Below are 13,632 nucleotides of genomic sequence, written 5' to 3' on the forward strand. Positions count from 1 at the left end.
GTACAGGAGGGACAGATATGACCTTCTCGGACAAGGCGGCGATCACCGGCGTCGGGGAAACCGATTACGTCAAGGGCACCGAGCGCACCGCGGTGGACATGATGCTGGAGGCGTCGCGGCGCGCGATCGCGGACGCGGGGCTGCGCCCGTCCGACATCGACGGCATGGTGCCGCCGCCCATCTACACCACGTCGGAGGAACTGGCGGCGAACCTCGGCAACGACGTGCTGCGCTACGCCGCGACCGTCCACATGGGCGGCGCGAGTCCGACGACCGCGCTCCAGCATGCGGCGATCGCGATCGCGGCGGGGCTGTGCGACCACGTGCTCGTCACGCTCGGCTGGAACGGCTTCTCCGCGCTGCGGCCCAAGCCGGGCGCTCCGCCCACGCGGCCGATGAACATGAACACGCTGACCAACACGATCCGCGGGTATTACATGCCCTATGGCGTGTTCCTGCCGGTGCAGATGTATGCCTGGCTGGCGACCCGGCATTCGCAGCTCCACGGCGTCGGTCCGGAAGCCATGGGGGCGGTGGCGATGGCGTGCCGACGGCATGCGCAACTCAATCCGAAGGCGTTCACCTACGGCCGGCCGCTCGACTGGGAAACCTACCACGACGCCCGGATGGTGTCGGAGCCGTTCCGGCTCTACGACTGCTGCCTCGAGACCGACGGCGCGTGCGCGGTCGTCGTCTCGCGCACCGACCGCGCGCGCGACATGCCGCATGTGCCCGTCACAATCGCAGGCGCCGCCGAGGGGCATCCCTATCCCGCGGACGATATCCCCTCGCGCCCGGATCCGTTCAAGATCGGGCTGAGCTACGCCGCGCCCAAGGCCTTCGAAATGGCCGGTGTGCGCCGCGAGGAGATGGATTTCCTCCAGGTCTACGACTGCTTCACCTACGTCGTGCTGCTCCAGCTGGAGGCGATGGGCTATTGCGAGCCGGGCGGCGCGCTCGACTTCGTGCGTGACGGGCAGATCGAGCTCGGCGGGCGCTTTCCGCTCAACACCCATGGCGGGCTGCTGAGCGAGGCGCACGTGTGGGGGCTCAACCACGTCGTCGAGGCCGTGCGCCAGCTGCGGCACGACTGCGGCGAGCGCCAGGTGCCGGGAGCACAGACGGGGCTCGTCACCGGCTGGGGCGACCTGGGCGACGGCAGCATCGCCATCCTGCGGAGGTTCGCATGAACGACGACGACATTGCGCCCAAGCTGCGGGCACCCGCCGTCTCGCCGCCCAAGCCGTTGCCGCACCCGCAGGATCCGGTAGAGCAGGAGTTCTGGCAGCGCTGCCAGGGCGGCACGCTCCATTTCCAACGGTGCGGCGAGTGCCGGACGTGGCGCCACCTGCCCCGCTACATGTGCGCGCGCTGCGGCTCGCCGTCGTTCGCCTGGGAGCCGAGCAGCGGGCGCGGGCGGCTGTTTTCCTGGACGGTGACGCACCAGGCGCTTCACCCCGCCTTCGCGGCCGACGTGCCGTATGTAGCGGCGGTGGTCGAGCTGGACGAGGGCGTCCGCATGGCGACCCGGCTGACCGGCGCCGACCCTGCCACGCTCGCGCTCGACATGCCGGTGGCGCTGGCCTTCGAAACGATCGGCGACGGGTTTCGGCTGCCCGTCTTCACACCAGCTGCAGGAGCGTGAACCGATGGACCTGAGTTACGGCCCGGAATACGAGGCGTTCCGCGATGAGCTGCGCGCGTTCATCGCCGAGAACCGCCACCGTGCCCCGGCCGCGCCCGGCGCGGCGCAGCGCGCCGGGGCGGACGCGGTCGCGTGGCAGCAGCTGCTGCTCGAACACGGCTACACCGCGCGCACCATTCCGCGCGAATATGGCGGCTTCGGCGCCGAACCCGACATCCTCACCTCGCGCATCATCGCCGAGGAGTTCGCCGCGGCGGGCGTGCCGGGCGGGCTGTCGAACCAGGGCATCTCGATGCTCGTTCCGACGCTGCTCGAGCTCGGCACGGAGGAGCAGAAGCGCCGCTGGATCGCGCCGACGCTGCGCGGCGAGATCGTCTGGTGCCAGGGGTATTCGGAACCGGGCGCGGGCTCTGATCTGGCGGCGCTGCGCACCAGCGCGCGCGAGGAGAACGGCGAGTTCGTCATCAACGGGCAGAAGATCTGGACCAGCACCGCGCATCAGGCGGACATGATCTTCTGCCTCGTGCGGACGGAAGCGGACGCGCCCAAGCATGCGGGGATCAGCTACCTCATCTTCTCCATGAAAACACCCGGGATCGAGGTGCGCCCGCTGCGCACGATGACGGGCCACGCCGAGTTCAACGAAACCTTCTTCACCGACGTGCGCGTGCCCGTGGACCAGATCGTCGGCCAGCGCGGGCAGGGCTGGATGGTGGCCAACGCCACGCTCGGTTACGAGCGTGGCATGCTGGGCGACCCGGCGGCGCTGGAGAATCGCCTCGCCGCGCTCGTGCAGCTGATGCACGATGAACGGATCGACGGCGTGCGCGCGATCGACAACGCGGCATTGTGCGACCGGCTGGTGGCGCTGCAGGCCGAAGTCGCGGCGATGAAGTTCAACGGCCTGCGGCTGCTGTCCAATTCGCTGAAGGGCGAACCCGGCGGCCTCGCCAAGCTGATCGTCAAGCTCCAGTCGTGCGAACTGGCGCACCAGATCTCGGCGCTGGCGATCGACGCCATGGGGGAGCTCGGCCTGCTGTACGGCGGCAGCCGGCGCGAGCGGGCGGGCGGAAGCTGGCAGTGGAACTACATGTTCCAGCTCGGCCTCATCATCGGCGGCGGCACCGCGCAGATCCAGAAGAACATCATCGCCGAGCGGGGGCTCGGCATGCCGCGCGAGCCGAAGCTGGAGCACGCGCGCGCACCCAAGGCGGGGGCGGCATAGATGGATTTCGGTCTTTCCCCCGAGCAGCGGATGCTGCGCGACGCGGTCGATCGGCTGCTGCGCGAACATTGCCCGCTCGATCACGTCCGCGAGGTCGCGGAGGGCGGCCATGCCGTCAGTGCGGCGGTGGTGGCGGCGCTGTCCGAGCTTGGCCTTTCCGGCATCATGGTGCCCGAGGAGCACGGCGGCCTCGGCCTGGGCCTGCTCGATGCCTTAGTAGTGGCGGAGGCGCTCGGCGCAGCGGTGGCGCCGGTGCCGTTCGTGGCGCGCTGCGTCCTCGCCCCGCTTGCGCTGCGGCTTGCCGGCACGCCGGCGCAGCAGGCGCGCTGGCTGCCGCGCATTGCCGACGGCAGCGCGCGCTTCGGCGTCGGGCTGACCGAGGTCGTCAACCGTCGCGACGGCGGCGGCGTCACGGCCGCGGACGGCACGCTCAGCGGCTCCGCGCTGTTCGTGCTCGACAGCGCCGACGCCGATGCCTTTGTCATCGCCGACCAGGGCGGCCAATTGCATCTGGTCGCCGGCGAGGCGGACGGGCTCGAACGCCTTCCGCTGTCCACGATCGACCTCACGCGGTCGGTGGGAGAGTTGCGGCTCGACGGCGTCGCGGCCGAGCCGCTCGGCGAGGACGACGGCGGGACCGCCAACCGGCTTGTCGCCGCGGGCCGCGTGCTGCTCGCGGCGGACAGCGTGGGCGCGGGCGACGTGATGATCGCGCGGGCGGTCGATTATGCCGGGGAGCGCGAGCAGTTCGGGCGCGTCATCGGCAGCTTCCAGGCGGTCAAGCACATGTGCGCCGAGATGGCGGCGCGGCTGGAGCCGTGCCGATCGCTCGTCTGGTACGCGGCGCATGCGTTCGACGCGGTCCCGGATGAGGCTTTGCTGATGGCATGTCATGCCAAGTCTCACACCGGGGAGGTGGGCCGATTCGTCGCGCGTACCGGCACGGAGGTCCACGGCGGGATGGGGTTCACCGACCTGCTCGGCCTCCATTACTGGTTCAAGCGCATCGGCTTCGACCGGCAGTTGCTCGGCGGGCCGGAGATCGTGCGCGCGGAGGCGGCCGCGCTGCAGGGCTGGGGCAAACGCGCCGCCTGAGACGAGGAGCAGCAGGCATGACGCAGTGGAACCTGGGCGACATCCTCGACGCGATCGAGCCCGTAATGCCCCACGACGCCCCCGCGCTGATCCACGGCGACCGGGTCATCACCTGGCCCGAGATGGCGCGCCGTTCAAACAACATCGCGCGGGCGCTGCGTGCGCGGGGCGCGGGACCGGGCGCCAAGGTCGCCTTCTATATGCGCAACCGGCCCGAATACGGCGAGCTGATGGCGGCGTGCTTCAAGGGACGCCTGACCCACGTCAACATCAACTACCGCTATCGGCCCGACGAGGTGTTCTACATCTTCGACGACAGCGACAGCGAGGTCGTGGTCTACAGCGCCGAGTTCCGCGCCTGCATCGAGGAGCTGCACGGCCGGCTCGGCAAGGTGCATACCTTCGTGGAGATCGGTCCTGAGGCGGAGCGCGCCTCGTTCGCGCTGCCCTACGAGGCGCTCGCGCGGGAGGGCGACGGCGCGCCGCTCGGCATCGCGCGCTCGCCCGACGACGAGTTGTTCATCTACACCGGCGGCACGACGGGGATGCCGAAGGGCGTGATGTGGCGGCACACCGACATGCGCGAGGCGCAACTCGACGCGCAGCGGCTGATGGGGCCGACGCCCGCCGACCTTGCAGAAACCGCGGCGCTGACCGCGCGCGACGGACCGGGCCGGCGTACGATGCCCGCCTGCCCGATGATGCACGGCACCGGCTTCATCACGTCCATCGGCACGCTGATGAGCGGCGGCTGCATCGTGACGCTCGGCGGTGAATCGTTCGATGCCGACGAGCTGTGGCGGTCGGTCGATCGCGACCGCGTCGAATCGATCGCGATCGTCGGCGACGCCTTCGCCAAGCCGATGCTGGCCGCGCTGGATGCCGCGCCCGGGCGCTACGACACGTCCAGCCTCGTCACGATCGTTTCATCCGGGGTGATGTGGAGCCGCGAGGTGAAGGCTGGGTTGATCCGGCACATCCCGCAAGTCGTGCTGATGGACAGCTTCGGCGCGTCGGAAGGGCTGGGGTTCGGCCTGTCGGTCACCAGCGCGGCGGGCGAGACGGCGACCGCACGCTTCACCATCGGCGGGCTGTGCGACGTGTTCGACGAGCATGACCGGCCGGTCGTGCCGGGCAGCGGCACGCCCGGTTTCATCGCGCGTAAGGGCGCGATCCCGATCGGCTACTACAAGGATCCGGAGAAAAGCGCGAAGACGTTCCGCACCATCAACGGCGTCCGTTACTCGATGCCTGGCGACTGGTGCACCGTCGCCGCGGACGGGACGCTGACGCTGCTCGGGCGCGGCAGCGTGTGCATCAACACGGCGGGTGAGAAGGTCTATCCGGAAGAGGTGGAGGAGGTGCTGAAGACGCATCCAGCGGTCGCGGACGCGCTTGTGGTCGGCGTGCCCGACGAGAAATGGGGCCAGGCGGTGACGGCGGTGGTCCATGCCGCACCGGGGGCGACAGTAGACGAGGCGGCGGTGCGCGCTCACGTGCGCGCCGCGCTCGCCGGCTACAAGACGCCCAAAGCGATCGTCGTCACGGACCGACCGCTGCGCGCGCCGAACGGCAAGGCGGATTACAAGGCGGCGACCGACATCGCCGTCGCGGCAGTCGCTGCGCGATGACGGGCGTGCCCGACATCGACGCGCTGGTGATCGGCGCGGGCTTCAGCGGGATCTACCTGCTCGGGAAGTTGCGCGAGAACGGCTTCAACGTTCGGCTGGTGGATGCGGCGGCGGAGCCGGGCGGCATCTGGTACTGGAACTGCTACCCTGGCGCGCGAGTCGATTCGCATGTTCCGATCTACGAGTTCTCGGACGAGCGGGTGTGGCGCGACTGGACCTGGTCGGAACGCTTCCCAGGCTGGCGCGAGTTGCGTCGCTATTTCCGACATGCCTGCGACGTTCTCGACCTCTGGCCTGCAATGACGCTCGGCGTCAGGATGCGCTCCGCCGTGTTCGACGAACATGCCGGCTTCTGGCGAGTGGAACTCGCCGATGGAGAGCGGCTGACCACCCGCTATCTGCTACCGTGTACCGGCTTTGCGGCCAAGGCGTACATCCCGTCACTTTCGGGACTCGACAGCTTTGCCGGCCCGGCCCACCACACCGCCCACTGGCCGCAGGAGGGCATCGACTTTGGCGGCAAGCGCGTCGCGATCATCGGGACCGGCGCGAGCGGTGTGCAGGTCGCTCAGGAGGCGGCACGCGAGGCTGCGCAGCTGACGATCTACCAGCGCACACCTATACTGGCTCTGCCGATGCGCCAGCGCCCATTGACCGCGGCTGAGCAGGAGCAGGCCAAGCCCGGTTACCCCGAGATCTTCCGTCAACGCCGACTGAGCAGCGGCGGGTTCGAGATCCTGCGGCTCGACCAGTCCGCGCTCGAGGTGTCAAGCGAGGAGCGCACCGCGGCGTTCGAGCGGCTGTGGGCGGCGGGCGGCTTCCACTATTGGGTCGGCAACTACGCCGACATCCTGGTGGACGAGCGCGCCAACCGGCTGGCCTACGATTTCTGGCGAGACAAGGTGCGCGAGCGGATCACCGACCCAGCGTTGCAGGAGAAGCTCGCACCCAGCGACCCGCCGCATCCGTTCGGGGTCAAGCGGCCGTCGCTCGAGCAGACTTATTACGACATCTTCAACCAGCCGAACGTCGAACTCGTCGACCTGCGGGAAGAGCCGATCGAACGGATCCTGCCCGACGGCATAGCCACGAGCGTCGGTGAGCGCCGACACGACGTCCTGGTGCTCGCGACCGGTTTCGACGCAGTGACGGGAGGGCTGATGCAGATGGACATTCGCGGGCGCGGCGGGGCGACGCTGGCGCACGCGTGGGGCGAAGGCGCACGCACGCATCTCGGCTACGCGGTTTCGGGCTTCCCTAACATGGTGTTCCTCTACGGCCCGCAGAGCCCGTCCGGCTTCTCCAATGGTCCGACTGCCGCGGAGGTGCAGGGTGACTGGGTCGTCCGGTTCCTCGAGCATCTGCGCACGGGCGGGTGGTCCCGCTTCGAGGCCGAGCCGGACGCGCACGCGGCATGGGCGCGCCACATCGACGAGATCGCCGCCATGACGCTCTTTCCCAGGGCCGATTCCTGGTACATGGGAGCGAACATCCCAGGCAAACCGCGTCAGCTACTCAACTATCCGTCTGTGGTCGGCTATGCCGAGATCTGCGATGCGGTCGCCGAGGCGGGCTATAGCGGTTTCCGGCTGTCGGCATGAGCGCCGCCGAGGCTACCGGATCGTCGGACATCGACCCGATATGGGCCGAGGACGGGTCGCACCTGCCGGACTGGTTCGTCGATGCGCTGGCCGTTCCGCGGGAAGAAGGCTTCGTCACCGTAGAGGGCGCGCAGATCCACTACCTGCGCTGGGGCGACCGCGCAAAGCCGGGCGTGCTCATGGCGCACGGCTTTCTTGCCCATGCGCGCTGCTGGGCGTTTATCGCGCCGTTGCTCGCCGCGGACTACCATGTGGTCGCCTATGATCTTGCGGGCATGGGCGACAGCGACGCGCGCGTGGGGATCGATGGTGACGGCCGCGGGCGCGAGATGATCGCGGTGGCGGAGGCGACCGGGCTGTTCGACGGTGCTGCGCCGCCCGTGATCATCGGCCACAGCTTCGGCGCGGGGGTCGCGGTGACCGCGATGACGATCGCGGCCGAACGGTTCGCGGGCGCGATCATCTGCGACCTGATGATCATGCGGCCGGAGGCGCTTGCCGCCTACTGGCGTGGCGGACGCGGCAGCCCCGGCTCGGGCGACCCGAACAAGCCCGCCAGCCGGTATCCCGATTACCCGACCGCACGCGCGCGCTACGTGCTCGCGCCGCCACAGCCCGCGGGTGAGCCGTTCCTGATGGACTACATGGCCTATCATTCGCTCCGGCGGGACGGGGACGCGTGGACGTGGAAGTTCTCGCCCGCGGTGTTCGCGCGCGGCAACTCGGCGGACGAATGGATGACGATGGGTCGCCGTGTCGCCGCGGCGCCCGGTCGGCTGGCAATCATCTACGGCGAGCACAGCGCGCTCTTCGGCAGGGATTCCGCGGCATATCTGCGCGAACTGGGAGCCGGCGCGATCCCGATCGTCGCGGTGCCCAACGCGCGCCATCACCTGATGCTGGATGAGCCGCTCGCCTTCGCGACGGCGCTCAGAAGCATCCTTGCTCTCTGGAGATCGGCCCGCTGAACCAATCAGGAATGTCGGGTGTGATCCTCGTCTCCGGAGGATTGTCCGACGGCGAATTCCAGCTGCGCAAGGCACAGTTTTCCGGTTCCGTTTCGCTCGACGCCTTCGGCATGCACCACTGCGACACGACGCCCTACGCGCACCAGCGTCGGCGTCGTGCTGACTGCGCCCAGTCTGACCGGGGCGAGAAATTGAAGGTTCATGCTGATCAGCCGGCAGGACTGCCCTGGCGAGAGTGTGCGGGAGAGAGCAAGCTGTGCGGCCAGCTCAAGAAAGGACGCGATCGCGCCTCCATGCAAGGCGGGCAGAATGGGATTCCCGACAAGCTCCTCCGTGGGGATCAGCGTGAACGTTTCACCGCTTTGCGTCATCATGGTACCGAGTAGCTTCGCAAAGCCGTTCCGCCCGGTACTGGCCCCGATCGCGCCTTCGTTCATGGGGCGACAGCCCGATTGATCGAAAAGACGCCTTGGGCAGTCGCGATCAGGTGAGACGGATCTGTATCCCAGACTTCGGCGCGTACGAACGCACGGTGCTCGGTCGCGTCGTAGCAGTGAGCCCACGCCGTCGCGGGGCATCTCGCCTCGGCGGATCGCACATGGTCCACCTTCAGGTTAAGGGTGGAGATCGCCAGCCGTCTGCCCAATCGAGACATCACGGCAACGCCGCAGGCCTGATCGATGAGGCTCGTCAACACACCGGTCGCGAGCGCCTCCTCCTCGTCCGCCAGCTCCGCGTGCCAATCGACCCGGAGCGAACTGAGCCCGTCGCCGATCGAAACGAGCTCAAGGCCCAGCCGATTGCCCCACGGTATGTCGCCCGGTCGCAAGCTCAAGTCTCCAACCATAAAACCCCTCCCTGCCCAGACGATTCCTGTTCCCCGCCGCGTCCACAAGCCAAGCACAGGAAAACGGTACGGTTTACTTACAAACTTCTTCGCCTTAACGTCTGCATCCTGCGATGGAAACGCGATCCAACAAATTCCTTGTGCTCGCGGTCACCGGCCTTCTGCTGAGCACGCTTCTCGTCTTCACCCTTTGGCTTTTCGATGCGCGAAGTGGAGACGGAAACCCGTATCTCATCCGTTTCACCGGGAGCGTCGCCGGCCTGGAAAAGGGATCACCAGTGACGTTCTCGGGCGTCCCGGCGGGCCATGTCACGTCCATACGGTTTGACGGAGCTGATCCCTCAGCGGTTCTCGTCACCATCAGCCTCGAACCGGGAACCCCCATCGTCACAGGTGTCAAGGCAACGATCGCGCGATCCGCACTGGCAGGGACGGCCAACATCAGTCTCGACGGCGCAAAGTCCGGTGCATCCCCGATCGTCGCGACGAGGGTCGGTGAGCTTCCCATCATCCCCGCCAAGGAGGGTGGGCTTCTTGGCGGGGGAGGGGATCCAGTCGCGCTCGTGGACAAGATCAGCCGGACAGTCGACTCCGTGTCGCGCAACCTCGATGCCGCCCAACAGCAGCGGGCCAGCGATCGGCTGGCGGCGCTCGCGGAGAGTTCCGCAGGCTGGGCAGACAAGGCTGGAGCGGCATCTGACGCGCTTACCGGCGCCCGCGGGCGTGTCGTGGCCCTGGGGGACGCCTTGCAGCGATCCGGCGAAAGCGCCGAACGGTTGGGGAGCGCTGTGGTAGAAAGCCGCGCAACCGTCCTCGCCAGGGCGAACCGTGCGTTGCTGAATGCCCGTGGCGGAGCCGTGCGTCTCACGGCTCGCGTCGAGGCTGTTCGACCCACGATCCGCAGCGCGACCGTGAAAGAGGCCCAACTGCGTGAAACCGTTCGTTCAGCAAGGAAGAAGGCAGGCGCTGTCAGAGATACGGCCGTTCGCCTCGATCAGGAAGGGCTGGGTGTGGGTGCACCGTCCCTCCCGACCTACAAGCCGGGGTCGCGGCAGTGATCGACCGCGACACGATAGGACAACTCTGGTCGGAGAGCGGGCTGGCAGGCGAGGAACCGACCGTCCCGGCGTGATCCTCGTCAACGGGTCCGGATCGCGCTACCCTCGCTCCAGGAGAACGAGATTGAGCGATGACGAGAAGAAGAGCCGGCGCCCAGGGAAGATGGGCAGACCGACGACCGAGGACGCGCTCCGACTGACTTCGCATATCCTCAAGAGCGCCCGCGAGCTGTTTTTCCAGCACGGTTTCGACGGCGCCAGTGCCGACATGATCGCCGAACAGGCGCGCATCTCCAAGCGAACCCTGTACGCGCGGTTCGGCAGCAAGGCTCGCGTGTTCGAGGCTGTCATCCTGGACGAGATCGATACGCAGCTGCGCGCGCTCGAACCCTCCGGCAGCGACGAACCCGACATTGCATCGCGCCTTCGCGTCATCGCCGATCGCCTGCTCGAGTGGCTCCTGACGCCTCGGATCGCCTCGATGGAACGCGTCGTCATTGCCCAAGCGGTGCGTTTTCCTGCGCTCGCGGCGAACATCCACGACTTCGGCTATCAGCGGGCTGTCCAATGGGTGGCCTCCATCCTCGCCCATGCCGATGCCAAGGGCGAGCTGTCGCTGGCGGACCCGGTGTTCGCTGCCGAGCAGTTCGTCACGCTCGTCGTCGTCGCGCCCATGCGCCGCGCGGCGCTCGGGCTGTCTCCTCCCGCGTACGACGATGCAGCTCGCGAACGTATCTTGCGCGTGATTGATCTGTTTCTCGACGGCTGCCGTCCGCGGCACGTCGACAAAGGGACCATGTGATGCTCGTCAACGACGACGAGCCTCAACTCGGTGAGCGCGCGCGCCTTGCCGAACTCATCCAGATCATGGGCCGCCACGGGCTGAACGGCTTGGCCGCTCGCCTGGGTCTGCTGCCAGGTCGCTCGGAGCAGCCGGCAGACGTCTGTACGCCCGAGCGGGTCGTCGCGCTGCTGCGGGACCTTGGACCTGTCGCGGTGAAGCTGGGGCAGGTGCTCGCGACCCGTGAAGACCTGCTAGGGCCGGAATGGGTGCGTGCGCTGGCAACGCTGCAGGATCGCGTGACACCGCTGCCGTTCGAGGCGCTGGAGCCGACGATCCTGGCCGCGCTCGGCTCCCCGATCGAGGACGTGTTTGCGAGCTTCGGCCGCGACCCGATCGCCGCGGCGTCGATCGCGCAGGTTCATGCCGCCACCCTTCGCGACGGAACCGAAGTCGTAGTCAAGATACGCCGGCCGGGGATCGCGGAACGAGTCGATGCCGACCTTCGGCTGCTCCGCCGCATCGCGCGGCTTGCCGCGAGGCACTCGCCGGAGATACGGCGCCTCAAACCTGACGACCTGCTCCGGTTTTTCGCGGAGAGTCTGTCGCAGGAAATGGACCTCAGTGCCGAAGCGGCAGCCTGCGAGAGCATCGGGGCCTTCCTGCAGCCGCTCGGCGTCCGCACGCCCGCCTTCTACTGGGATCAGGTCGGGCGCCGGATCAACGTGCAGGAGCGGCTCAACGGCGTGCCAGTCCGCGAGATTATCGACGGGGCGCAGGAGGGGGGCGTGGAGGTCGCCGGCCGCTACGCGGATGCCGTGCTGCGGATGATCATCTTCAACGGCCGGTTCCACGCGGACCCCCATCCCGGCAACGTCTTTGTCCTTGCCGATCGCTCGCTCGCGTTCATCGACTTCGGCGCGGTCGGCGTGCTCAGCCCCGCCCGGAGGAACGAGGTCGTCACGCTCATCCTTGCGAGCGCAAGCGAGGATACGCGGTCGGTCACGGACGTGCTGCTGCAATGGTCCGGCGAAACCGATGTCGATCGTCAGGCGCTGGCCCGCGACCTCGACGCGCTCACTGGGCGATTCCGCGGGGCGGTACTCCAGCAGATCGAGCTAGCCGACATCTTCGGCCGTGTATTCGCGCTGCTGCGAACCTACCGGCTGGCGCTGCCGCCCGATCTCGCCCTGCTGCTGCGCACCCTGTTGATCGCCGAAGGGTTCGTGCGACGGCTCGATCCCGGCTTCGACATCGCCGCGCGCGCCGCGCCGATCGCGCGCGAACTTCTGCGCGAGCGGATCGGCCCGGCCGGACTCAAGCGGGGCGGACGGCGGCTGGCGACAAGCCTTGGCCGGCTGGCCGCGGTATCCCCCGATTTGGTGACCTTCGCGGAGCGTGTCGCACGGTCGGGCGCGCTGCCGATCGAGTTGCACAAACGCGCAGTCTCACCCCCGGCCTCGCTCCGGCGCGCCGATCCCAACGTCCTGTCTGCCGGAATGCTGGTCGCCGGCGCGATCCTTCAGCGTGACCATGATGTTGTCGGCACGATATTGATGGCGTCAGCGGTATTGCCCGCAAGCTGGGCCTGGTTCGCGAGCAGGCGGAGGCGCTGACCTGCCATCGCCCGATGTGACGGATTCACGGTTTCTGCCTTCCGTCTAGCGCGCGCTGAGACCGCCCCTCGAGCTTCATCTGTGAACGACGGAACAATCCAGGGGGAGGGGGTGTTCTCTATAAGTAAACCGGCTGGTGTATAAACCGCACCCTGGTTAGATCGAACGAGGGCCTTGCGTGTGGAACAGCCGGACTACGAACAACATCCACTTGCCGAGGACTGGGCTGATTTCGGCGCTGCATTGAGCAACCTGATGCCCATGCTGGCAAGCTATGCACGATCGCTAGCCAGAAATCCTGATGCTGCACAGGATCTTGTTCAGGAAACCGTGCTGAAGGCGTGGCGCAGCCGCGCATCATTTGAAGCCGGTACGAACATGAAGGCGTGGACCTTCCGTATTCTTCGCAATTCGTTTCTGTCGCATGTACGTCGTCGACGCACGGTACAAGTGGGCGAGACTGCCGAACTCAACGACGTTCCGGTGGCGTCAAACCAGGAGTCGGTCGTGACGTTGAGCGATGTTCGCCGCCTGTGGCCACGCCTGACGCCCGAGCAGCAGCGGTGCATTCAATTCGTTGGAATCGAGGGCTTGAGCTACGAAGAAGCGGCCACGATCGAGCAGGTTCCTGTCGGCACAATCAAGAGCCGCGTGGTAAGGGGGCGGCAGATGCTGCGCGCACTCATGGATCACGCGAGCCGCGATGAGGCTTCCGGATCAGAACCTCAGATCATTGCGGACGATGCGATCTGTCAGGCCGAGCCGCCATCTATCGACGAGGTGCACACGAGACAGATCGAACTGCTGCAAAGCTGGCGGACGAAGCGCGCGGCCGATCGCTGTCTGGCAGCCTGAAGCGGTCGGCTCGCTCGATCCCAATGCGTACCCCAATCTTGGCACATTGGCCGGAGATCGTCGTGGAGTTGGCAATATCGAGCAAACAGTGGCCAGGCGCCTTGACCCGCAGCATCGAGAGCATCTTTCAACGAGCAGGGATGACCCGATAGCGCAGGAAGGCACCTGCGGGTTCAGCTTGGTGTGCAAGCGCCATTTCCTCCAAACTACCAAAATACGCCTGTGAAGCTGCTCGCCGGAAACGAGCCGCAGAAACGCATCATTCTCGGAGAACCACCGCCGCTTGGTTGGTGTCATAACCGAATGGATG

General features: G+C 67.3%; 13 protein-coding genes. 11 read left to right on the forward strand and 2 right to left on the reverse strand.

From position 1 onward, the window contains the following. Positions 1-17 precede the first annotated feature (17 nt). Genes LQ954_RS13955 through LQ954_RS13985 form a run of 7 tightly spaced genes read left to right on the forward strand, consistent with a single transcriptional unit; the run spans position 18 to position 8,165 of the window. Entirely contained in the window at positions 18-1,190 is a 1,173-nt protein-coding gene (locus LQ954_RS13955) for a thiolase C-terminal domain-containing protein (protein ID WP_046408744.1), read from the forward strand. Further along, on the forward strand, positions 1,187-1,645 hold the full coding sequence (locus LQ954_RS13960) for a Zn-ribbon domain-containing OB-fold protein (protein ID WP_046408743.1): 459 nt from the start codon (positions 1,187-1,189) through the stop codon (positions 1,643-1,645). Before LQ954_RS13955 ends, LQ954_RS13960 begins: the two co-directional genes overlap by 4 nt. A 4-nt stretch (positions 1,646-1,649) precedes the next feature. Beyond that, the gene (locus LQ954_RS13965; protein ID WP_066781967.1) at positions 1,650-2,870 is read left to right on the forward strand and encodes an acyl-CoA dehydrogenase family protein; all 1,221 of its coding nucleotides are present in this window, start codon (positions 1,650-1,652) and stop codon (positions 2,868-2,870) included. Then, positions 2,871-3,965, forward strand: coding sequence for an acyl-CoA dehydrogenase family protein (locus LQ954_RS13970; RefSeq protein WP_231023659.1), 1,095 nt, complete (start codon positions 2,871-2,873; stop codon positions 3,963-3,965). A 17-nt stretch (positions 3,966-3,982) separates the two neighbouring features. After that, the gene (locus LQ954_RS13975; protein ID WP_046408739.1) at positions 3,983-5,596 is read left to right on the forward strand and encodes an acyl-CoA synthetase; all 1,614 of its coding nucleotides are present in this window, start codon (positions 3,983-3,985) and stop codon (positions 5,594-5,596) included. Positions 5,597-5,601: 5 nt separating this feature from the next. Then, on the forward strand, positions 5,602-7,197 hold the full coding sequence (locus LQ954_RS13980) for a flavin-containing monooxygenase (RefSeq protein WP_231023660.1): 1,596 nt from the start codon (positions 5,602-5,604) through the stop codon (positions 7,195-7,197). Then, positions 7,194-8,165, forward strand: a complete 972-nt coding sequence (locus LQ954_RS13985) for an alpha/beta fold hydrolase (protein WP_046408737.1) — start codon at positions 7,194-7,196, stop codon at positions 8,163-8,165. Before LQ954_RS13980 ends, LQ954_RS13985 begins: the two co-directional genes overlap by 4 nt. Before the next feature lie 5 nt (positions 8,166-8,170). On the opposite strand, the gene LQ954_RS13990 is transcribed toward LQ954_RS13985, so the two are convergent. Both LQ954_RS13990 and LQ954_RS13995 read right to left on the reverse strand, forming a co-directional pair. Next, complete coding sequence (locus tag LQ954_RS13990) at positions 8,171-8,602, reverse strand: PaaI family thioesterase (RefSeq protein ID WP_052742494.1); 432 nt, start codon at positions 8,600-8,602, stop codon at positions 8,171-8,173. Next, positions 8,599-9,012 carry a PaaI family thioesterase gene (locus LQ954_RS13995; RefSeq protein WP_046408736.1) on the reverse strand — a complete coding sequence of 138 codons (414 nt, stop codon included), beginning with the start codon at positions 9,010-9,012 and terminating at the stop codon, positions 8,599-8,601. The genes LQ954_RS13990 and LQ954_RS13995 overlap by 4 nt, the downstream gene beginning before the upstream one ends. A 113-nt stretch (positions 9,013-9,125) precedes the next feature. Here LQ954_RS13995 and LQ954_RS14000 point away from each other — a divergent pair, with 113 nt between their 5' ends. From LQ954_RS14000 to LQ954_RS14015, 4 genes are all read left to right on the forward strand, one after another. Next, positions 9,126-10,070 carry an MlaD family protein gene (locus tag LQ954_RS14000; RefSeq protein WP_046408735.1) on the forward strand — a complete coding sequence of 315 codons (945 nt, stop codon included), beginning with the start codon at positions 9,126-9,128 and terminating at the stop codon, positions 10,068-10,070. Positions 10,071-10,194: 124 nt separating this feature from the next. Then, positions 10,195-10,872, forward strand: coding sequence for a TetR/AcrR family transcriptional regulator (locus tag LQ954_RS14005; RefSeq protein WP_231023661.1), 678 nt, complete (start codon positions 10,195-10,197; stop codon positions 10,870-10,872). Further along, the gene (locus tag LQ954_RS14010) at positions 10,872-12,467 is read left to right on the forward strand and encodes an ABC1 kinase family protein (protein ID WP_231023663.1); all 1,596 of its coding nucleotides are present in this window, start codon (positions 10,872-10,874) and stop codon (positions 12,465-12,467) included. Before LQ954_RS14005 ends, LQ954_RS14010 begins: the two co-directional genes overlap by 1 nt. A 180-nt stretch (positions 12,468-12,647) precedes the next feature. Then, complete coding sequence (locus tag LQ954_RS14015) at positions 12,648-13,322, forward strand: sigma-70 family RNA polymerase sigma factor (protein WP_231023664.1); 675 nt, start codon at positions 12,648-12,650, stop codon at positions 13,320-13,322. The last annotated feature ends 310 nt before the right edge of the window (positions 13,323-13,632 follow it).

Source organism: Sphingomonas sp. IC-11 (assembly GCF_021043365.1).
In the GTDB taxonomy this organism is placed as follows: domain Bacteria; phylum Pseudomonadota; class Alphaproteobacteria; order Sphingomonadales; family Sphingomonadaceae; genus Sphingomonas.